General features: G+C 65.2%; 15 protein-coding genes. 6 read left to right on the top strand and 9 right to left on the bottom strand.

Annotation, left to right across the window (positions count from 1 at the left end; translation table 11 throughout):
• Window positions 1–9: 9 nt before the first annotated feature.
• Genes PQ467_RS03820 through PQ467_RS03835 form a run of 4 tightly spaced genes read left to right on the top strand, consistent with a single transcriptional unit; the run spans window position 10 to window position 5,569 of the window.
• Window positions 10–1,131: a thiolase family protein gene (locus tag PQ467_RS03820; RefSeq protein ID WP_274175228.1), complete on the top strand. Its 1,122-nt coding sequence runs from the start codon at window positions 10–12 to the stop codon at window positions 1,129–1,131.
• A complete protein-coding gene (locus PQ467_RS03825; RefSeq protein WP_274175229.1) occupies window positions 1,131–3,443 on the top strand; it encodes a 3-hydroxyacyl-CoA dehydrogenase/enoyl-CoA hydratase family protein in 2,313 nt (770 codons plus the stop codon). The genes PQ467_RS03820 and PQ467_RS03825 overlap by 1 nt, the downstream gene beginning before the upstream one ends.
• Before the next feature lie 24 nt (window positions 3,444–3,467).
• On the top strand, window positions 3,468–5,270 hold the full coding sequence (locus PQ467_RS03830) for an acyl-CoA dehydrogenase C-terminal domain-containing protein (protein WP_274175230.1): 1,803 nt from the start codon (window positions 3,468–3,470) through the stop codon (window positions 5,268–5,270).
• Window positions 5,270–5,569, top strand: coding sequence for a polyhydroxyalkanoic acid system family protein (locus tag PQ467_RS03835; RefSeq protein ID WP_274175231.1), 300 nt, complete (start codon window positions 5,270–5,272; stop codon window positions 5,567–5,569). Before PQ467_RS03830 ends, PQ467_RS03835 begins: the two co-directional genes overlap by 1 nt.
• 40 nt (window positions 5,570–5,609) lie before the next feature.
• On the opposite strand, the gene PQ467_RS03840 is transcribed toward PQ467_RS03835, so the two are convergent.
• Genes PQ467_RS03840 through PQ467_RS03860 form a run of 5 tightly spaced genes read right to left on the bottom strand, consistent with a single transcriptional unit; the run spans window position 5,610 to window position 15,634 of the window.
• On the bottom strand, window positions 5,610–6,569 hold the full coding sequence (locus PQ467_RS03840; protein WP_274175232.1) for a polysaccharide deacetylase family protein: 960 nt from the start codon (window positions 6,567–6,569) through the stop codon (window positions 5,610–5,612).
• Between the two features lie 42 nt (window positions 6,570–6,611).
• Window positions 6,612–8,060 carry an efflux transporter outer membrane subunit gene (locus PQ467_RS03845; protein ID WP_274175233.1) on the bottom strand — a complete coding sequence of 483 codons (1,449 nt, stop codon included), beginning with the start codon at window positions 8,058–8,060 and terminating at the stop codon, window positions 6,612–6,614.
• 1 nt (window position 8,061) lies between these two features.
• On the bottom strand, window positions 8,062–11,277 hold the full coding sequence (locus PQ467_RS03850) for an efflux RND transporter permease subunit (protein WP_274175234.1): 3,216 nt from the start codon (window positions 11,275–11,277) through the stop codon (window positions 8,062–8,064).
• Window positions 11,274–14,426: an efflux RND transporter permease subunit gene (locus PQ467_RS03855; RefSeq protein ID WP_274175235.1), complete on the bottom strand. Its 3,153-nt coding sequence runs from the start codon at window positions 14,424–14,426 to the stop codon at window positions 11,274–11,276. Before PQ467_RS03855 ends, PQ467_RS03850 begins: the two co-directional genes overlap by 4 nt.
• The gene (locus tag PQ467_RS03860) at window positions 14,423–15,634 is read right to left on the bottom strand and encodes an efflux RND transporter periplasmic adaptor subunit (protein WP_274175236.1); all 1,212 of its coding nucleotides are present in this window, start codon (window positions 15,632–15,634) and stop codon (window positions 14,423–14,425) included. The genes PQ467_RS03855 and PQ467_RS03860 overlap by 4 nt, the downstream gene beginning before the upstream one ends.
• A gap of 131 nt (window positions 15,635–15,765) precedes the next feature.
• On the opposite strand from PQ467_RS03860, the gene PQ467_RS03865 reads away from it, so the two are divergent.
• Complete coding sequence (locus PQ467_RS03865; RefSeq protein WP_274175237.1) at window positions 15,766–16,269, top strand: DNA-deoxyinosine glycosylase; 504 nt, start codon at window positions 15,766–15,768, stop codon at window positions 16,267–16,269.
• Between the two features lie 259 nt (window positions 16,270–16,528).
• Here the strand turns inward: PQ467_RS03865 and PQ467_RS03870 are convergent, their stop codons facing one another.
• Genes PQ467_RS03870 through PQ467_RS03885 form a run of 4 tightly spaced genes read right to left on the bottom strand, consistent with a single transcriptional unit; the run spans window position 16,529 to window position 21,009 of the window.
• Window positions 16,529–17,908, bottom strand: a complete 1,380-nt coding sequence (locus PQ467_RS03870; RefSeq protein WP_274175238.1) for an efflux transporter outer membrane subunit — start codon at window positions 17,906–17,908, stop codon at window positions 16,529–16,531.
• Window positions 17,905–18,876, bottom strand: coding sequence for an HlyD family efflux transporter periplasmic adaptor subunit (locus tag PQ467_RS03875; protein WP_274175239.1), 972 nt, complete (start codon window positions 18,874–18,876; stop codon window positions 17,905–17,907). Before PQ467_RS03875 ends, PQ467_RS03870 begins: the two co-directional genes overlap by 4 nt.
• A 10-nt stretch (window positions 18,877–18,886) precedes the next feature.
• Window positions 18,887–19,117: a DUF1656 domain-containing protein gene (locus PQ467_RS03880; RefSeq protein ID WP_274175240.1), complete on the bottom strand. Its 231-nt coding sequence runs from the start codon at window positions 19,115–19,117 to the stop codon at window positions 18,887–18,889.
• Entirely contained in the window at window positions 19,114–21,009 is a 1,896-nt protein-coding gene (locus tag PQ467_RS03885) for an FUSC family protein (RefSeq protein ID WP_274175241.1), read from the bottom strand. Before PQ467_RS03885 ends, PQ467_RS03880 begins: the two co-directional genes overlap by 4 nt.
• A gap of 143 nt (window positions 21,010–21,152) precedes the next feature.
• On the opposite strand from PQ467_RS03885, the gene PQ467_RS03890 reads away from it, so the two are divergent.
• Window positions 21,153–22,037: a LysR family transcriptional regulator gene (locus PQ467_RS03890; RefSeq protein ID WP_274175242.1), complete on the top strand. Its 885-nt coding sequence runs from the start codon at window positions 21,153–21,155 to the stop codon at window positions 22,035–22,037.
• Window positions 22,038–22,142: the final 105 nt, after the last annotated feature.

Raw genomic sequence — 22,142 nt, forward strand, 5'->3', positions numbered from 1 at the left:
GGATGTGCGATGCGTAATGTGGTGATCGCGGGCTATGCCCGTTCTCCTTTCCATCTGGCGGGCAAGGGCGCTTTGGCGCGGGTGCGGCCGGATGATCTGGCCGCCGATGTGGTGCGTGGATTGATCGCACGGACCGGGGTGGATGCCGCCGCGCTTGAGGATCTGATCGTCGGCTGCGCCTTTCCCGAGGGCGAGCAGGGCTTCAACATTGCCCGCCTGATCGGCCTCATTGCCGATCTGCCGCTCTCGGTGGGGGGCATGACGGTCAACCGTTTCTGCGGCTCGTCGATGAGCGCAATCCATTATGCTGCGGGCCAGATCCAGCTTGGCGCCGGCGAGGTGTTCATGGCCGCAGGCGTTGAATCGATGAGCCGTGTGCCGATGATGGGCTTCAACCCGCTGCCCAATCCGGCGCTGGCAAAGAAGAGCGCGGCCTATCTGGGCATGGGCGATACGGCCGAAAACGTGGCGGCCAAATTCGGCATCAGCCGCGAGGCACAGGAAGCCTTTGCCGTGGAAAGCCAGCGCAAGGCGGGCGAGGCGATCGCGGCGGGCCTGCTGGCCGATGAAATCGTGCCTGTGGGCGGCGTCACCGCCGACGGCACCCCGCGCCCCGGCACCACGGCCGAGGCGCTGGCGGGCCTGAAGCCCGCGTTTTCCGCCACCGGCACCGTCACGGCGGGCACCGCCAGCCCGCTCACCGATGGCGCCGCCGCCGTGCTGGTGTGCAGCGAGGATTATGCCGTGGCCAACGGTCTGCCCATTCTGGCGCGGATCAAATCGGTGGCGATCAGCGGATGCGCGCCCGAAATCATGGGCATGGGGCCGGTGGAATCGAGCCGCAAGGCGCTGGCCCGCGCCGGGATTTCGGTCGCGGATCTCGATGTGGTGGAACTCAACGAAGCCTTTGCCAGCCAGAGCCTTGCCTGCATCGGCGAGCTGGGTCTGGACGTTGCCAAGGTCAACATCGACGGCGGCGCGATTGCCATCGGCCACCCGCTGGGCGCGACCGGCGCGCGCATCGTCGGCAAGGCGGCCAGTCTGCTGAAGCGCACCGGCGGCCGCTATGCTCTGGCCACGCAATGCATCGGCGGCGGGCAGGGCATCGCCACAGTTCTGGAGGCGGTGTGATGGCTATCAACAAGGTTTGCGTGATCGGCGCGGGCACTATGGGCGCGGGTATCGCCGCGCAGGTGGCCAATGCGGGCGTGCCGGTGCTGCTTTTGGATATCGTGCGGGATGCCGATGATCGCAATTCGGTGGCCGCTGGTGCGGTCGAAAGGCTGAAGAAGGCCGAACCGGCCGCTTTCATGAGCAAGGCGGCGGCCAAATTGGTCGAGGTCGGCAATATTGACGATGATCTGGGCCGCGTTGCGGAATGCGACTGGGTGATCGAGGCGATTGTCGAGAAGATCGAGCTGAAGCACGCGCTTTATGAAAAGCTGGAAGGCGTGCGGCGGACCGGGACGGCGGTGTCGTCCAACACGTCGACGATCCCTCTCGATCGCCTGATCGAAGGGCGCAGCGAGGCGTTTGCCCGCGATTTCCTCATCACCCATTTCTTCAATCCGCCGCGCTATATGCGCCTGCTGGAGGTGGTGTCCGGGCCAAAGAGCGATCCCGAACTGGTCGCCAGCGTGTCGGATTTCGCCGACCGCGCCATGGGCAAGACCGTGGTGCGCGCCAAGGATACGCCGGGGTTCCTCGCCAATCGCGTGGGCACCTATTGGCTGCAGGCGGCGATCAATGCGGCCTTTGAACAGGGCGTCAGCGTCGAGGATGCCGATGCCATCGGCGGCAAACCGATGGGCGTGCCCAAGACGGGCATTTTCGGTCTGGTGGACCTCGTGGGCATTGACCTCATGCCCTATCTCAAGGCCAGCCTGACCAGCACGCTGCCCGCCAATGATCCCTATCAGGGAATCGCCCATGACCATCCGCTGATCCTGAAAATGATCGCCGATGGGTATACCGGCCGCAAGGGCAAGGGCGGCTTTTACCGGATCAACCGTGAAGCCGGGAAGGTCAAGGAAGCGATCAACCTGAGCACGGGCGAGTATGCCAAGGCGAAGAAGCCCGTTTCGATCCCCTCGGCGGCTCAGAAGGATCTGCGCGCGCTGATTTCCGCGCCGGGCGTGGTGGGGGCCTATGCGTGGGCCGTGCTGGGTCCGACGCTGGCCTATGCGGCCGGGCTGATCGGCGAGGCTTCGGATGATATTCTGAGCATCGATACGGCGATGAAGCTGGGCTATAACTGGAAATATGGCCCGTTTGAATTGATCGACCGGATTGGAGGCGCCGATTTCGTCGCCCGCCTGCAGGCCGAGGGACGCGAGGTTCCCGCGATCCTGACGATGGCCGATGGCCGCCCGTTCTATCGGGTGGAAAATGGTCAGCGCCAATATCTGGGCGCGGATGGCGCATATCACGCGATTGTCCGGCCCGATGGCGTATTGCTGCTGGAGGACATCAAGGCGGCCTCGAAACCGATCCTCAAGAGCGGCTCGGCGGCGCTCTGGGATATTGGTGACGGCGTGGTGGCGCTGGAATTCACCGGCAAAATGAACGCGCTCGACGGCGAGGTGATGAAGCTGATCGAGAAGGCGATTCCGCTGGTGACCGAGCAGTACAAGGCGCTGGTGGTTTACAACGAAGGCTCGAACTTCTCGGCTGGCGCCAACCTTGGCCTTGCCATCTTTGCCATCAACATTGCCGCCTGGGGCGAGGTGGAGAAGCTGGTCGCGGGCGGGCAGAAGGCGTATAAGGCTCTGAAATACGCGCCCTTCCCGGTGGTGGCCGCGCCCTTTGGCATGGCGCTGGGGGGCGGGTGCGAAATCTGCCTCAACTCCGATGCGGTGCAGGCCCATGCCGAAACCTATATCGGTCTGGTCGAATGCGGCGTGGGACTGATCCCCGGCTGGGGCGGATGCGGCGAATTGATGGTCCGCGCCGCCGAAAACCCCAAGGCGCCCAAGGGGCCGATGCCGCCGGTGGGCAAGGCCTTCGAGACGATTTCGACCGCAACGGTCGCCAAATCGGCGGCCAATGCCAAGGAGATCGGCTATCTGCGCCCCGGCGACGGCATCACCATGAACCGCGACCGCCTGCTGGCCGATGCCAAGGCGCGGGCGCTTTCGATGGTCGAGGGCTATGCTCCGCCCGCGCCTCCGGTCTTCCGCCTGCCGGGCGCGGGGGGCAAGACCGCTCTCGAACTGGCGGTCAAGGGTTTCCGCGCGCGCGGCCTTGCCACGCCCTATGACGAGGTGGTGGCCGACAAGCTGGCGACCGTCCTGACGGGCGGGGATGCCGATGTGGTGGACACCGTGACCGAAGAGCAGTTACTGGCGCTCGAACTGCGCGAATTCATGACGCTGGTGCGCGATAGCCGTACGCAGGCGCGGGTGGAGCATATGCTGACCACCGGCAAGCCGCTGCGCAATTGACGCCGGGACAACAGGAGAGGTTTTATGCAGGTCTATACCGCCCCCTTGCGCGATATGCGCTTTGTGCTCAACGAATTGCATCAGGATGACGGCTTTGGCGGGCTCTCGGTCCATGAGGAGTTTACGCCCGATCTGACCGATGCGGTTTTGGAGGAAGCGGCCAAAATCTGTCAGGATGTGCTGTTGCCGATCAACCTTTCGGGCGACAGTGAAGGCTGCCAGTATGAGAACGGCGTGGTGCGTACGCCCAAGGGCTTCAAGGAGGCCTATGACCAGTTTGTGCAGGGCGGCTGGGGCGGCCTTGTCATGCCGGTCGAATATGGCGGACAGGGCCTGCCCGAGGCGGTGGGCAAGCTGGTCGAGGAAATGATCTGCGCCACCAATGTCTCCTTCAGCCTCTATCCCGGCCTGACCGCGGGCGCGGTGACGGCGCTGGCCGCCTATGCCAGCGATGAATTGAAGGCGGCCTATCTGCCCAAGATGATCAGCGGCGAATGGTCGGGCACGATGAACCTGACCGAGCCGCATTGCGGCACCGACCTTGGCCTGCTGCGCACCAAGGCCGAGCCGGTGGGCCAAGATAAATTTGGCACCAGCTACAAGCTGACCGGCTCGAAGATCTTCATTTCGGCGGGCGAGCAGGATCTGACCAGCAACATCATCCATCTGGTGCTGGCCCGTCTGCCCGATGCGCCCAAGGGGGTGAAGGGCATCAGCCTGTTCCTCGTGCCCAAGTTCCTGCCCGATGCCGACGGCAATCCGGGCGCGCGCAATGGCGTGCGCGCCAGCGGGATCGAGCACAAGATGGGCATCAAGGCGTCCGCCACCTGTCAGATGCAGTTCGATGATGCCATCGGCTGGCTGGTGGGACAGCCGCACCGCGGCCTTGAAGCGATGTTCACGATGATGAATGCCGAGCGCGTGGGCGTGGGCATTCAGGGCCTTGGCATTGGCGAGGCGGCCTATCAGTCCGCCGTGTGGTATGCCAAGGACCGTCTGCAGGGGCGCAGCCTCTCGGGCGCGAAATATCCCGACAAGGCGGCCGATCCGATCATCGTCCATCCCGATGTGCGCAAGAACCTGCTGACCATGCGGGCCTATAATGAGGGCTGCCGGGCGCTGGGCGCATGGGTGGCGCGCGGGCTGGATGCCGAACGCCACGCCACCGATCCCGAAGTTCGCCAGCGGGCCGAGGATTTCGTCGCGCTTATGACGCCGGTGGTCAAGGCGCTCTTCACCGATCTGGGCCATGACAGCGCCAGTTTGGCGGTGCAGGTCTATGGCGGCCATGGCTATATCCACGAAAGCGGGGTCGAGCAGTATCAGCGCGATGCGCGCATCGCCATGATCTATGAAGGCACCAACGGCATTCAGGCGCTCGATCTGGTCGGGCGCAAGATGGGCGCGCATATGGGCCGCCTGCTGCGCAGCTTCTTTCACCCCGTCTCGGCCTTTATCGAGGAAAACAAGGGGGAGGGCCCGATGCAGAAGATGATCGAGGGGCTGGAAAAGGCCTTTGGCGCGCTGCAGCTTTCCACCGCGACGATTGCGGAAAAGGGCCTGAAAGACCCCGAAGAAGCAGGCGCGGCGGCAACGGATTATCTGCGCCTGCTCGGCCTTGTCGGCATGGCCTATTGCTTTGCCAAAGCGACCAAGATCGCGGGCCTGCAGATCTTTTTCGGCGCCGAGGACAAGGCGTTTTACGAAACCAAGATCAAGACCGCGACTTTCTTCTTTGAAAAGATCCTGCCGCAGGCGACCACCCATTTCCTGGCCATCAAGGCAGGCAAGGGCGCGCTGATGGCCTTTGCCGAGGATGAATTCTGATGGACATCGCAATCCCCCACAGCCTTGGCCGCGAAGAGGCCAAGCGCCGCATCGAGGTGGGTCTGCCCAAGCTGGCCGCGCATATTCCGGGCGGGGGCGCTCTCGCCTCGGAATGGGCGGGCGATTATGTGCTGAACATGACCATTACCGCGCTCGGCTCGCGCATCCCGGTCTCGCTCACCATCGAGGAAGACCGGCTGAGCGGCAGCCTCGAGGTGCCCGCCCTGATGAAGATGATGCAGGGGCAGGTGGCCGAATTTGTGAAAATCAGCGCGGGCAAGATGCTCGACAAGGCTTGAGCAAAAAGGGCGGCGGCATGTTGGTGCCGCCGCCCTTTTCTCAATTCTTGTGCTGGTCATTCTCCAGCTTGTTGTATTCATCCTCGATCTGCTTGGGCGCATCCTGCCAGCTTGACCAGGGCAGGCCCTTTTTCAACGCATAGGACCAGCGTTCCATCCACTCGATCCCGTCCTTGCCGACATAGGGGTCGCGGGTCTTGTAGGCCGGATCGCGCATCGCCTCCTCCAGCGTGACCGGCTTGAGCCTGCGCCGTTTCAGGATGGCGGAAAGTTCATCGATGCTGTCGGCATTGAGCCGCGTATCGTGAAGCAGCATGACAAAGGCGATCTGGCGTCCGAACAGCGCTTCGGAGGCCTTTTGATACCAACTGATCGCGCGTTCGGTATAATCGAGATATTGCTTGCGTACGCGCAGCCGCCGCGCCTCGTCATGGCGGGCCAGCGCGTCCTCATAGGGTTCGGCAAACATCCAGTCATCGGCGTCGATCGTGACGGGCGCGATGCGATAGCCATGCTGGCCCAGCCATGCGTTGATCGCATGCTTGACCGCCTCGGGCGCGCCGGTTTCCAGATAGGGATGGCGGAACCAGTCCAGCTTCTTGCCCCGCGCGGCCAGCAATTCGCGCGTCACCGGCTCGCCTTTGGCAATATCGGCGATATAGCCCGCCGCGCCCAGATCATTGGGCGATTCATGGCTGAATGTGTGGTTGCCCAGATCGTGGCCCCTATCCAGCCACAGTTTCAGATTGGCGATCTGGCGCGCGCGCACCGCCTCGTCCAGCTTGGATTCGTTGACAAAGCCGATGGCGGGCAAATGGTTGCGCCGCAATCCGCGCAACAGGGTGCGGTTGATGTAATCGAGCCACGCCTGATCGTTGAACAGGCTGAGCCCCGGCAGATCGTCAAAGGTCAGCGCCACCGTGCCCCGCCCCGGGGGTGGCGGCGCCAAGGGTTGGGCCAAAACCGGCGCGGCGCCGACCATCAGCGCAAGTGTCGCCACCGCGCTCCAAATTCCGCGTATCTTCACTATTCCCCCATTCCATCATTGGGTGGCGGGGTGCATCTCCACGCCGTCCCGCCACTCGCCGCCGATGGCCTGGATCAGGGCCACAGCGGCAGTCTGCTGATTGACGGTATTCTGTATCAGATTAACGCGCGCCGAATAGGCGGTGGATTGCGCGGAGGAAACGCTGGTGAAATCGACGGTGCCGGCCTGATATTGATTGCGGATGATGGTTTCGGCCTTGGCTGCGGCGGCATTGGCGGTGGCATAAAGGGGCGCCTGCGCGCGATAGGCGGTGACGGCGGAAAGATTGGTCTCCACCTCGCCAAAGGCATTGAGCACGCTTTGGCGATAGGTGGCCACGGCCGCATTATAGGCCGCGCGGGCCTGCGCCACCTTGGCCGACCGCGCGCCGAAATCGATCAGCGTCTCGGCCGCGCTGGCCCCCAGCGACCAGAGCGAGGTGGCAGCGCTCAGCAGATTGGTCATCGTGGTCGAATTGGACCCCACCGATCCGGTCAGCGTGATCGAGGGGAAGAAGGCCGAACGCTGGATGCCGATGGCCGAATTGGCGGCGGCCACCAGCCTTTCGGCATTGGCGATATCGGGGCGGCGTTGCAGGATGTCGCCCGGCATCACCCCCGGCACGGCGGGAATGGCCGGATTCCACGCCGCCGGAGCCAGACGAAAGGTGGAGGGATTTTCGCCAACCAGCACCGCAATGGCATTCTCATAGGATGCCCGCTGCCGCTCCAGATCGCGCAAATTCGCCTCGGCATTCGACAGGGTGGCCTGCGCGCTTTGCACATCGGCCTCGCTGATCGTGCCGACGGCCAGCTTGTTGCGCGTCACCTCCAGCGATTTGCGATAGGCCGCGACCGTCTCGGTCAGCATCGCCTTTTGCGCGTCGATCCCGCGCAATTGGAAATAATTGGTGGCCAGGGTCCCGCGGGCCGAAAGCGTGGCATTGGCCAGCGTGGCCGCCGAGGCCTGCGCCTGCGCCTTGGATTGGCGCGTGGTATCGGCCAGCCTGCCCCAGATGTCGGGGGTCCAGCTGGCGCTGCCGGTGACGGAAATGGTGGTGCCGGTACGGGTCACGCTGCCGCCCGATCCGGTGGTGGTGCCGGTGGCGTTTTCGGCAAAGGTGCCGCTGCGTGTATCGCTGGCGCTGGCCGAAATGGTGGGGAAGAGTGCGGCGCGGTTGGCGCGCACCACCGCCTCGGCCTGGGCATAGGCGGCGCGGTAATAGGCGACGTTCTGGTTGGTCACCTCGACCTTTTCCTCCAGACCGTTCAGCACGGGATCGCCAAACAGGCGCCACCATTGCCCCTTGGCCACATCATCGGCGGGCATGGCGGGCGCCCATCCGGCGTCGGCCTTGAAGGCGGCGGATGGCGCGGCGCTGGTCGGCACATGGTATTTGGGCGCCATGCTGCAGGCCGACAGAGACAGGGCGGTGGCAAGAGCCAAAAGGGAACGCTTCATCATATCAGGCTTCCAAAGGTTCAGCGCCCGGTTCCAAATCACCATGGCGGGCCAGCAGATGTTCATGGGGAGAGCGGCGGCGCCATTTGTCCAGCGCCAGATAGACCACAGGCGTTGTCAGCAGCGTCAGCATCTGGCTGACGATCAATCCGCCCACGATGGCAATGCCCAGCGGGCGGCGCAATTCGGCCCCGTCGCCAAAGCCGATGGCCAGCGGCAAGGCCCCAAGCGCAGCGGCCAGCGTGGTCATCAGGATCGGGCGGAAGCGCAACAGGCTTGCCTCGCGGATCGCCTCGAACGAGGAAAGCCCGCGCGACCGTTCGGATTCGATGGCAAAGTCGATGATCAGGATCGCGTTCTTCTTCACAATGCCGATCAGCAACACCACGCCGATCAGCGCAATGATGTCAAACTGCCCCCCCGTCACGATCAGGGCAAAGATCGCCCCCACGCCTGCCGAGGGCAGGGTGGAAAGCACGGTCAGCGGATGGATCGCGCTTTCATACAGAATGCCCAGCACGATATAGATCGTGATGATCGCGGCCGCGATCAGCAGCGGCATCGAACTGGTCGATTGCTGAAACACCTTGGCCGTGCCGCCGAAATCGCCATGGACGCCCGCGGGCAGCGCCAGACTGGCCTGCGTGTTGGCAATGGTCTGCGCGGCCTGGCCCAGCGAGAGGCCGGGCGGCAGGTTGAACGAGATCGTGGCCGAGGGCTCGCCGTCGGTGTGGCTGACGCTGGCGGCGGTCGAGGCATTGGACCATGCCGCGACGGTCGAGAGCGGGATCTGGGTGGTGGCGGTGGCGCTCACCGCGCTGCCGCGCGCCGCATTGTTGCCCAGCGAGGCATTGGCGTTGGTGGCGGCGGTGGACGAGGACAAGGTGCCCCCCACCGGCAGATAGAGGTTGTTCAAGGCCTCCGGCTTGCCCGCATAGATGGGGTCGGCCTCCATCACCACATGATACTGGTTCAGCCCCTGATAGATCGAGGCGACCTGTCGCTGGCCAAAGGCGTCATAGAGCGTCTGGTCGATGGTGTTCATGGTGATGCCAAGACTGGCCGCGCGGTTGCGATCGACGGTGACAAAGGCGCTGGCGCCCGCGTCCTGCTGGTCGATATCGACATCGGTGATCGCCTGGGGCTGGGCCTTCAATGCCTGCACCAGCTTGTCGCCCGCCTCGCGCAGCATCTGGGCGCTTTCGGCGTGGAGGACGTATTGATAGGTCGCGCTGCTCTGGCGCCCGCCCGCCTGCAGATCCTGCACCGGGTTCAAGAATACGCTGACCCCGCGCACCTGCGCCAGTTTGGGGCGCAGGCGGGCGATCACGTCATTGATCGGAGGTCGCTCTCCGCGCGGTTTGAGGTTGACGAACATAAAGCCCGAACCCGCGCGCCCGCCCCCGGTAAAAGCCACCAGCGTGGCCACCGCCGGATCGGACCGGATGATGTTGGCCGCCTGCGTCAGCTTGTCGGATGTGGCGGCAAAGGACATGGATTGATCGACGCGCAGGCCGCCGGTCATCGCTCCCGTATCCTGCTGCGGCAGCAATCCCTTGGGCGCGACCACGATCAGGAACACGTTCAAAATCACCGCGCCCAGCAAGAGCAAGAGCACCGGCCCGCGATGGTTGAGCGCCCATTCCAGCCGCCGCGCATAGCGCGAATGCAGCCAGTCGAAAAACCGGCGCGAATGGCGGAACAGCGCATTGTCCTTTTCCGTCCCCGGCGCGGCCAGAACGCGCCCGGCCAGCATCGGCGTGACGGTCAAGCTGGCGATCAGGCTGATGCCCACCGCCGCCGTCATGGTCAGCGCGAATTCGCGCATCAGGCGGCCCATCACCCCGCCCATGAAGATCAGCGGCACAAACACCGCGACCAGAGAGAGCGAGATCGACAGCACCGTAAAGCCCACCTCGCGCGCGCCGCGCAGCGCGGCCTGCAGGGGCTTCATCCCTTCCTCGACATGGCGGGCGATGTTTTCGACCACCACGATGGCGTCATCGACGACAAAACCGGTGGCCACGGTCAGCGCCATGAGGCTGAGATTGTCGAGCAGAAAGCCCGACATATACATCACCCCCAGCGTGCCCAGCAGCGAGACGATCACCGCCGCCGCAGGGATCAGCGTCGCGCGCCAGCTTTGCAGAAACACGCTGACCACGACCACCACCAGCAGCGTGGAGACGAGCAGCGCGATCTCCACCTCATGCAGCGAGGAGCGGATGGTGATTGTGCGGTCGGTGGCAATGTTGAGCTTGATGTCGGCGGGCAGCAGGGCTTGCAGCCCCGGCACCTGCGCACGCAGCGCATCGACGGTGGCCACGATATTGGCATCAGGCTGGCGCGTGATGATGATGGGCACCGACTTCTTGCCGTTGAACAGGCCCATCGTGCGCAATTCCTCCGGCCCATCGATCACGCGGGCGATGTCGGACAGGCGCACCGGCGCGCCATTGCGCCAGGCGATGACCATGGGGGCAAAATCGGCGGCTTTCAGCGCGGCGGCATTGGAGAAAATCTGCCACGACAATCCGCCCTTGGAAATGTCGATCCCCTCCAGCACACCTCTGGGCCGGTTGGCGCTGGCCGATTGCAGGGCGGTGCGCACATCCTCCAGCGCGATCCCCGCGCGGGCCAATTGCATCGGGTTGATCTCGATCCGCACGCCGGGCAAGGCCGCCCCGCCCAGTTCGACATTGCCCACGCCATTCACCTGCAACAGCTTTTGCTGCACGATGTTCGAGACCGCATCGTAGATCTGTTCGGGCGTGCGGGTCGGGCTGGTCAGCGCAAGGATCAGGATCGGCGCATCGGCCGGGTTCATCTTGCGATAGGTGGGGTTGGTTTTGAGCGTGCTGGGCAGATCGGCGCGCGCGGCGGCAATGGCGGCCTGAACATCGCGGGCGGCCCCGTCGATGTTGCGATTGAGGTCGAATTGCAGCACCACCTGAGACGAACCCAGCGAGGAGCGCGAGGTCATTTCGGTCACGCCCGCAATCGTGCCCAATCGCCGTTCCAGCGGGCTGGCCACGGTGCTGGCCATGGTCGAGGGGCTGGCGCCGGGCAGATTGGCCTGCACCATCACGGTGGGAATATCAACGCGGGGCAGTGGCGCGACGGGCAGTTGAAAAAACGCCGCGATTCCCGCCAGCGCCACACCGATGGTGAGCAGGATCGTGCCGACCGGGCGGCGGATGAAGGGGGCGGAGATGTTCACGCCGCCTGCCCTTCATGCATGCGGCCCCGGCGGGCGGCACGGCGTTCGCGCCAGTTTTCAAAGGCGAGGAAGATGACCGGGGTGGTGAACAGCGTCAGCACCTGGGAAAGGATCAGCCCCCCCGCGATGGACAGGCCCAGAGGCTGGCGCAGTTCATGGCCCATGCCCGACCCGAAGATCATCGGGATCGCGGCGAACAGCGCGGCAAAGGTGGTCATCATGATCGGGCGGAAACGCAGATGGGCGGCGCGGCGGATGGCTTCGTCGGCGCTCATCCCTTCCTCGCGCATGGCGGCAATCGCAAAGTCGATCATCATGATCGCGTTTTTCTTCACAATGCCGATCAGCAGCACGATGCCGATGATCCCGATCACGCCCAGCCCATAGGAGGTCAACGCCAGCGCGATCAGCGCCCCCACGCCCGCCGAGGGCAGGGTGGAAAGGATCGTGACGGGATGGACAAAGCTTTCATACAGCACGCCCAGCACGATATAGACCGTGATGATCGCGGCCAGCACCAGCACCAGTTCATTGGCCAGCGCCGAGCGGAAAGCCGAGGCCGAGCCGGAGAAATCCATCGTCAGCGACGAGGGCATGCCCAGATCCTTGGCCACCTGCTCGATCTGGTCCACCGCGTGGCCCAGCGATACGCCGGGGGCAATGTCAAAGCCGATGGTGGCCGAGGGGAATTGCCCCTCGCGCGCCAGAACCAGCGGGCTGGTGCCCTCGCGGATCGTGGCGATTGTGCCCAGCGGCACCTGCGTGCCCGAGGACAGCGGGATATAGAGCATCTGGAGGCTTTGCGGATCGGACAGCATCTGCGGGCTGGCCGAGAGGATCACGCGGTTCTGGCTCGATTGGGTATAGATGGTCGAGATGATCCGCTGGCCAAAGGCGTCATAGAGCGCATTGTCCACGCTGAGCACCGAGAGGCCCAGACGCGCCGCCGCATCGCGGTTCACATCCACGATCACGCTGCGCCCCTGGCCCAGCGCGGGGGCGTTGACATCGCGCAGCGCGCTCTCGCTCTTCAACGCCTGCGCCAGTTTCAGCCCCCAGGTGTTGACCGTATCCTGATCCGCGCCATGCAGCGCGAAACGATAGGGCGTCAGGCCCGTCTCGGTGTCGATGGTCAGATCCTGCACGGGCTGGAAATAGAGCTGAACCCCCGGCACTCCGGCGGCCTTGTCGCGCAGGCGGGCCATGATCGCCTCCTGATCGGGCCGCGCGCTGATCGGCTTGAGGTTGATGACCATCCGCCCCTGATTGACGGTGGTGTTCGTCCCGTCCACGCCCACGCTGGAGGAGAGCGATTCCACGCCCGGATCCTCCAGCATCCTGGCCGCCACCTGCTGTTGCAACTGGGCCATGCGGGTAAAGCTGATGTCCTGCGCGGCGACCAGCGTGGCGCGGATCTGCCCGGTGTCCTGCGTCGGGAACAGGTTTTTCGGGATCGCCCAGAACAGCGCCGCCGTCACCACCAGCGATCCGGCAAAGACCAGCATGGTCAGGCCGCTGCGCGCCATGACCCAGCCCAGCGCGCGCGAATAGCCCGCCGCAAGCCGGTCGAACTGATGCATCGCCTTGTCCACGATGACAAAGCGGCGCTCCTCATGCTCCGGCCTCAACCATCGCGCGGCCAGCATCGGCACAGCGGTCAGGGCCACCAACGCCGACAGCGCAATCGTCACCGCGAGGCTGATGGCAAATTCGCGGAACAGCCGCCCCACCACATCGCCCATGAACAACAGCGGGATCAGCACGGCAATCAGGCTGACGGTCAGGCTGATGATGGTAAAGCCGATCTCGCTGGCGCCTTTGAGCGCTGCGTCAAAGGGCTTCATCCCTTCCTCGACGTATCGGGCGATATTCTCGATCACCACGATGGCGTCATCGACCACAAACCCGCTGGCGATGGTCAGCGCCATCAGCGTCAGATTGTTGATCGAAAAGCCCAGCGCCCACATCGCGGCAAAGGCCCCGACCAGCGACAGAGGCACCGAAATCGCCGCCACCATCGTCGCGCGCATGCTGCCCAGAAACAGGAAGATCACCAGCACCACGAGCAGCACCGCCAGCACCAGTTCGAACTGCACGTCCTCGACGCTGGCCCGGATGCCCTCGGTCCGGTCGGTCAACACCTTGACCTTGACATCGGCGGGCAATTGCGCGGTCAGATCGGGCAAAGCCGCCTTGATCGCGTCCACTGTGGCAATGACATTGGCGCCGGGCTGGCGCTGAACGTCGATGATGACGGCGCTCTGCTTGTTCATCCAGCTTGCGGTGCGGGTGTTTTCGACGCCCGGCTCGACGCTGGCCACATCGGACAGGCGGATCGGCGCGCCATTGGCATAGGAGATCACCAGATTGGCGTAATCGCTCGCGCTGCCCAACTGGTCATTGGCGTCGATGGTCCAGCTTTTGGTCAGCCCGTCAAAGCTGCCCTTGGCCATGTTGACATTGGCGTTGGAAATCGCGCTGCGGATGCTTTCAAGGCTTAATCCCCGCGTGGCCAGCGCGCCGACATTGGCGATGATCCGCACGGCGGGGCGTTGCCCGCCCGACAGGCTGACCAGACCAACGCCCGAAACCTGCGCGATCTTGTTCGAAAACTGCCGCTCGACAATCCCCTGTACCTCGCCCAGCGGGCGGGTTTTGGACGAAACGCCAAGGGTAATGACCGGCGCATCGGCGGGGTTCACCTTGGCATAGACGGGCGGTGCGGGCAGGTCGGACGGCAGCAGGCTGTTGGCGGCATTGATCGCGGCCTGTACCTGTTGCTCGGCCACGTCCAGCGCCATGCCCAGATCGAATTGCAGCGTGATGACCGAGGCCCCGCCCGAGGAATTCGAGGTCATGCGGGTCAGGCCCGGCATCTGGCCGAACTGGCGCTCCAAGGGGCTGGTGACGGTCAGCGCCATCACATCCGGGCTGGCGCCGGGATAAAGGGTGCGGACCTGAATCGTGGGATAATCCACCTGCGGCAGCGCCGAGAGCGGCAATTGCTTCCAAGCGATGAAACCGGCCAGCAACAGCGCGATCATCATCAGCGTGGTGGCCACCGGGCGCAGGATGAAGGGCCGCGAGGGACCACCGGGCATTTTCTCGGTCGGCGTCATGTCCGGGCCGGTTTCGACGGGCGCGCTCATTGGGCGGCCTTGCGCTTGCCCTTGTGCCCGCCTGCGCCGCCGGGGCCGCCCGATCCGGCCAGACGCACGGTCGAGCCGTCATCCAGCCCATCCGCGCCCTCGGCCACAACCAGCTGCCCCTTGCTGAGGCCCGCAAGCACGGCGGTGTTCTTGCCATCGCTGGGGCCGACCTTGACGACCGTCAGCTTCACCTTGCTGTCCGGCCCGACCACGAACACGAAATCGCCCGGCGCGCCGTGCCGCAGCGCCGAAACCGGCACCACCGGCACCTGATGCAGCGTATCGACCAGCATCTTCACATTGACGAACTGATTGGGAAACAGGGCTTTCGCCGCCGCAGGATTGGCAAAGCGCGCCTTGGCCTTGATCGTGCCGGTGGTGGTGTCGATCTGGTTGTCAAAGGTCGAGAACGTGCCCTTGGCCAGTTCGCTCTTGCCGTCCTGATCATAGGCGATCACGGGCAGGCCGCCGCCCTTCTGCTGGATCGCGTTCAATTGCCCCTGCGGCACGGTAAAGGCCACATCGATGGGATCGGTGCGCGTGATCGTGGCAATGCCCGCCGTGTCCGAAGGCGTGACATAGGCCCCGACCGAAACCTGACGCAGGCCGATGCGGCCCGAAAACGGCGCCTTGACCGCGGTATATTGCAGATTGAGCCGGGCTGTGCCCACAGCGGCGCGGTCGGCGGCAACGGTGCCTTCCAACTGGCCCACCGTGGCGCGCTGGGTGTCGAGCGTCTGGCGCGCGACCGAATCCTGAGAGGCCAGCGTTTCATAGCGCTTGAGGTCGAGCCGGGCCGAGTTCAACTGCGCCATGTCCTTGGCCAGCGTTCCCTCGGCCTGGGAAAGCGAGAGGCGGTAGGGGCGCGGGTCGATCTGGGCGATCACCTGTCCTTCGCGCACCATCTGGCCCTCGGTAAACTTGATGGCGAAAACCGTGCCCGAAAGCTGGCTGCGCACGGCGGCCGAATCGATGGGCGTGACCGTGCCGATGGCATTCACCTCCACCGGCATGTCGCCAAGGCCCACCGGCACCGCCGCAACCGCCGCCGCCGGACGGCCCGAGCGCGCATTCTTTTTCGCCCCCGCGCCCGCAAACCATTTGCCCACCAGCGCCACCGCCACCAGTGCGATCACCACCAGCGCATAGGCCAGCCAGGGTTTGCGGCGGGGCCGGTCTTCTTCATAATAGGGCGCGGTGTCGGACATGGTGGCACACTCCGTCGGCAAAAAGGCCGGTGTTTCAAAGGACGTCAGGACGCAGGCAAGCGATCCACAGCTTGCCCATCCGTTACATTGGGCAGATTGCGGCAAGCTGACAACGAAGAAAGTATCGTCAATTGCAACAGAACGTAACAGATGGCCTGCGGGACACCGCATTTGGCATGGTGGCCGATGCGCAAACCCGCCTGTTGGTGCTGGGCAGCCTGCCGGGGCGGCAATCACTGGCGGCGGGGTGCTATTATGCCCACCCGCGCAACCAGTTCTGGCGCCTGCTCTCGCCGGTGGTGGGGGCGGATCTGATGGCGATGGACTATCCGGCGCGGCTTTCGGCGCTGTTGAAGGCGGGGATCGGATTGTGGGATGTGGTGGAAAGCGCCCGGCGGCGCGGCAGTCTGGACGCTGACCTGCGCGATGTGGAGGCGCGCGACCTGCGCGGCGCGGCGGCGCGTCTGCCTGCCCTGCGCGCGATGGCGTTTAACGGGGCCAAGGCGTTTGGAATTGGACGGGCGCAATTAGGGGACGCGTGGCCCTTGATCGCGCTGCCCTCAAGCAGCCCGGCCCATGCGGTGGGGATTGCGGCCAAGCAGCCGGCATGGGCAGCGTTGCGGGAGTGGCTTTAGATTTGCCTCCGGCGGGCAAAGGGCGGGGGCCCTTTGCAATCCCGATACTGTCGATGTCGCGCCGCAGATCAGGCCTAAGCTGGCAAGCGTGATGTGTGATTATTAAAGCCTGCGGCGCTGGGTGGCGCAACCTCGCCGCGCCGCAGGCCTTGAAAACATCGCGCCAAACGCAATGCCGTCATCCGCGCGCAACCCCAAAACGGGATTGCAAAGGGCCCTCGCCCTTTGCCCGCCGGAGGCATCTTAAACCCCTAAGACCTCACCACCCGCCACCCAGCGCCAGAAACAGATTGATCTGATCCAGCACCAGCGCTTCCTTGGCTGCCTGCTCCCGCTGCGCCGCGAGCAAGGCCGTGTTGCGCCCGCCGATGTCCACCTGCGCGGCTGCCTTGCCGCCTTCGCGCAGGCGGCGGAGCTGGTCGGCGGTTTCATCGGCGGCTACGCGCGCCTCGGTCAGCGAGAGGAGGCGGTTGTGGTTTTCGCCATAGGTGGAGATCGCGGTCTGCACCTCGCGCAGGGCATTGAGCACCTTGCCGTCGAACACAGCCAGCGCGCGGGCGGTATCGGCCTTGGCGGCGCGGACTTTGGCGCGCGGGCCTGCGCTGGGGAAATTCCAGCGGATAAGGCCTGCGATGCTCCAGCGGTTGGTTGCCGCCTGACCCAGATCGGCCAGCAGACCGGTGGTGCCCCCGGTAAGGCCGATGCCGATTTGCGGATAGAGTTCGGCCGTGGCCACGCCGACGCGGGCGGTGGCGGCGGCCAATTGGCGCTCGGCGGCGCGGATATCAGGGCGGCGCGCGATCAGGGCCGCGCCATCGCCGGTGGGCAGCGGCTGCGACAATTTGGGCAGGTGGTGGCAGGCCTCGGCCTCGCGCGGATAGTCATCGGGCGTGCGGCCCATCAGGAAGGCGAGCCGATAGAGCGCCGCTCGCGATTTGATCCGGTCAAGGGGCAGGGCGGCCTTCGCATCGGCCAGACGCGCCTTGGCGGCGGACACCTCGATCGCGCTGCCCCGGCCCTCGGCCTGCAGGCGTTCGGCAAATTCGACCAGCCGCTCCTGCACTTCCACCGAATGCTCGACGATGGCTTCCATTTCCTGCGCGCCGCAGACCTCGACATAGGACTTGGCCACCTCGGCGGCCAGCGTCACCTTGACCGCATCGGCCAGCGCGCCCACCGATTGTTCATCGGCGCGGGCGGCCTCTGCCCCCCGGCGCAGACGTCCGAACAGGTCGAACTGATAGCTCATCGAACCGCCCGCCGCGCCAAGGTTCATCACCGGCAGCGTTTCGCTCTGCAGATAGGATTGCGCCGAAAGCCTTGCGCGCTGGGCGGCGGCGTCGACGGAAAATTCCGGCTCATTGGCCCCTTCGGCCGCCTCGGTCATCGCCCGCGCCCGGCTCAGCGAGGCCGCCGCCACGCGCAACTCGGTGTTGGCGCTCAGCGCCTGCTCCTCCAGCCGGTCCAGCACGGAGTCATCATAAAGGTGCCACCAGCGCGGCGGCAGGGGGGCCTGTGCGGTCATGCCCTCGGCCTGCGACAATTTGGCCGATACGGGCGGCGGCGCCTGATAATTCGGTCCCATCACGCAGCCGGAGAGCGCCAGCGCAGTGCAGGCCGCCAAAAGGCCCCGCTTCACTTTGCGCCATCCCGCGCAAGCGTGACGGACGCCGTCCGCCCCGCGATCAGCGCAATATCGGCGGGCGGATTGTCCAGCCTGATCCGCACCGGCACCCGCTGGGCCAGGCGCACCCAGCTAAAGGAAGGATTGATCGCGGGCAGCATCTTGGCGCTGGCCAGACGGTCATGGTCCTCGATGGCCGCCGCGATCGAGACGACATGGCCGCTCATCGCCTTTTTCTCGCCCATCATACGGATCGTGGCGGCTTGCCCCACATGGACATGGGGCAGCTTGGTTTCCTCGAAATAGCCCTCGACGCGCAAGGATGCCGTGTCGATCAGCGCCATCACCGGGGCGCCCGCGCTGACATAATTGCCCACGCGCAGGTTGAGGTCCGACATGCGTCCGTCGGTGGGCGCGACCACCCGCGTCCGCGCCCGGTTGAGCAGCGCCAGATCGCGCGCGTCGCGCGCCGCCGTCACCCGCGCCTTGGCCTCGGCCAGCATGGCACTGGCCTCGGCGGATTTGGCCTGCGCCTCGGCGGCCTTGGACTGGCTCTGCTCGGTGGCCTCGGCGGCCACCAGATCGCCCAGCTTCTGGTTGCGCGTGGCATCGCGCCGCGCCTGCGTCAGCACGACATTGGCGCTCTGGATCGCGGCGCGGGCGCGCTTTACGTCGGCCTGCGCGCTCTGCAACTGGCTGTCGGCCTGGCGGATGGCCAGATCAAAGCGCGCCGGGTCGATCTGAAACAGCACATCGCCCTTGCGCACGGCCTGATCGTGGGTGACGAAAACCTGCGTCACCAATCCGGCCACATCGGGCGCCACCTGCACCACATCGGCCCGCACGCGCCCGTCGCGCGTCCATGGATCGGCCTGATAATAGGTAATCAGCGCGCGCCCCGCCACAAGCGCGGCCGCCACCAGCACGCCGGTCACAGCATAGCGGACGACTTTGGAGCCAGCAGGAGAAAGCGAGAGAGTCATGGCAGGGGCCTTATAGCGGGGAATGCAGCAGCGAAGGGACGAGCGGCGGCAGCCACAGCGTCACCATCGCCCAGACGAGAACGAACAGGGCCGTGTCGAACAGCACCGGATGCCATACGAAACGGTAAAAACGGATGGCGATCAACAGCCGGTGCAGCAGCAGCGCAATCAGCAGCGCGATGCAGCCATGCACGGGGGCCGCGTCGATATAGATGCCGCCAAGGATATATTCGGCGCTCATGCGTAACCTCCGGCGCGAAAGGCGGGGGCGGTCGGAAACAGGTTGCGGCGCAGCGCCACCAGCGCGGCCCGACCCTGCTCCGGCTCGGTAATCAGCGTGGCCGATGAGGACAATTGCGGCAAGGGCTGGCTTTGCGTCAGGCGCAGCGCGACATCAATGGCCTCCAGCATTTCGGGCGGCGGCGGCGGGTTGCGCCGGTTGGCCCAATGCGCCGTGCCCAGACGCAGCATATGTTCGAGCGCGGCGGCCAGCGCGGGCGGCGCATGGCTGCGCAGATGCTGGATCTGCACGATGTTCATCGCGATGCGCACATCGCTCAGCCCGGCGGTCGCCATATCGGTGTCCGCGCCCAGACGCTGGGTGATGAGGGCGAGCTGGTCGGTGCTGCGCCCGAGCGCGGCCAGCGCATCGGGCGGCGTCGATGCCCGCGCCAGCGCCACCAGATCGCGCCGCATCCGCCGGTTGAGGCGCGCAATCGCCACATCCTTGCTGATCGTGGTCAGCCCCGCCGTCATCCCGGCCGCCACCACCATGGCCACAAGCTGGGCCAGATTGGTGTTGAGGAAATGGGCAAAATCGGCAGTATAGCTTTCTTGAAGCGCCAGCGTGCTGCAAAAACCCATCAGCAGCGCAAGAGCAAACAGGCCATAGCGCGGCGTCGGCAGCAGGCAGCCAAACAGCAGCAGCGCCGGCGAAAGCACCAGCACCAGCGGCACGAACCCGTCGATCTGGGGCAGGATATAGAACAGATACAGCCCCGCCAGCGGCATGGCCGAAAGCGTGGCCACGCCGAAATTGAGGATCGCGGGCACCGGATTGTCCATCGCCGCAAACAAGCAGCAGAACACCCCCGCCAGCGCAGCGGCCGAGGCGCCATCGGCCCAGCCCGACAGGATCCAGATCGCGCAGACAATCAGGATCGTGGCCGTGGCCGCCATTCCCGCAATCAGCGCCGACATTGGATCGGCATGCAATTCGATCGTGCCCTTGCGCTCCTGATCCGAGAGCGGCGAGGGGCTTTGCGGATGGCCCAGATGATGGAGCAGCGCATCGCATTCATCCAGCAGCACGCCTGCCTGTCGCCGCCGCAGCTCATAGCTTTCGCGCAGCAGATCGTTCCATTCATCCGCGCCATCGCCGATCGCGCGGCGCCGGTCGGCCATGCCCGACAGCACCGGCAGGAGCAGCAAAACCCGCCGCAGCAGTGCCTGCACGCTGGCCGTTGCCTCGCGCCAGTGCGACGTATCGAACGGGATATGCGTGGCCAGCAGCGTGCATTCCACCGCATCGACGGCCAATTGCTGGCGGTCGCGCAGCGAGGTGGTGGGCGTCGCGCCCGCCAGAATATCCTCATACCATCCGCGCGCATCGGTCAGCCAGCGTTTCAGGCGCGGTTCGAGCGCGGTGGCCACCGATTTGGGCCAGAGCAGGCTGTGCGAGAGCGTGGCGCAGGTGATGCCCAGCACGATCTCGGTCACGCGCGCGGCGGCAATGTCAAACACCGCCTCGGGCCGGTCCACGGCGGGAAAGGCGATGATCGCGGCAGTATAGCCCGCCAGCATCAGCATATAGGCGCGCGGCGAACGGTCGAGCAGCGAAATGGCCAGCGTGATGCCCACCCACAGCGCCAGCGCCAGACTGAGCAGTTCGGGCCATTCCACCAGCATCGGCACCAGCGCCACCGCCACCGTGGCCCCGCCGCCTGTACCGATCACGCGATAGATCGCCTTGGACCGGGTCGCGCCCGAGAGCGGGCTGGAGACGATATAGGCCGTGCTCATCGCCCAGAACGGCATGGGCAGCCCGACAAACAGGCTGATCCACAGCGCCAGCAATGCGGCAAAGGCCGTTTTGGCGGAATAGGCCCATGCGGACCATGGGGGCAAGGTCATGGACGGGGGCCGCAGAAATGGGGCAGCAGATCGATCACGAAGGGCGACTCGAATGGGGGGACATCTGTGCCTTAGGCCTCCTTATGCCCTCATACCACACAGCAGTCTGGCATTTGGCTATAAATATATTTATGGAATGGCTTATGTCGCTTCAACATCTGCGCACCTTTGTCGAAGTCTATCGCCAGCGTTCGATCAGCGGGGCCGCGCGCAGCCTCGGCCTAACGCAACCGGCGGTTTCCCAGCATATTGCCGCGCTGGAGGCCGCCATCGAGCGCGACCTGTTCACGCGCCAGTCCAAAGGCGTCATCCCCACGCTGGCGGGCGAGGAACTGGCCGCCAGCCTTGGCGACCGGCTGGACATTGCCGAGGCGGCGCTGGCGGCGGCGCGGGCGCGGTCATCGGACATGACCGGATCGGTGCGGCTGATCGGCCATGGCGATTTTCTGGCCGAGGTGGTCGCGCCGCGCCTGTTGCCGCTGCTCCATTCGGGCCTGCGCATCAGCCTGCACACCGGCGACCGGGAAGCGATACGGCAGGGGCTGATCGAGGGCAATTACGACCTCGGCCTCTCCGCCTATGTGCTGGCCGACCGCCGGTTGCGCAGCGCCCGCATTCATGAAGAGCGCGTCTATGCCGTGGCCGCGCCGCGCGTTGCCGCGCGCATCATGGCCGCGCCCGATCTGCGCCGGGCATTGATGGCCGAACCGGTGCTGGCCTATCATCTCGAACGCCCGCTGGTCGAGGACTGGCTGGTGGAAAACCGACTGCCCGGCCCGCCCGTCAGCCCGGCGGTGGTGGGCCAGGATCTGCGATGCCTGCGCAGCCTGATGATGCAGGAATTCGGCTGGACCGCGCTTCCCGGCTATCTTTGCGACGATCTGATCGCGCAGGGGCAATTGGCCGAAATCGTTGCCCCGGTCGAGCGGCCGGTCCACACCTATTCGCTGGTCTGGTCGCCAGCGGCCCTGCGCCATCCGCGCGTGGCCTTTGCCCGCAATGCGTTAATGGCGGGCAGCATTCCCTAAAAGAGACAGTTTCCCACCGGTTTGTCGCAAATTGTCGTAGTTACCACTAGGCAGTAGGCACGAGTTCTCTACAAGGATTGCCCTATGGCGGGGGCCAGAGTTGGG

Source organism: Novosphingobium sp. KACC 22771 (genome assembly GCF_028736195.1).
GTDB lineage: Bacteria > Pseudomonadota > Alphaproteobacteria > Sphingomonadales > Sphingomonadaceae > Novosphingobium.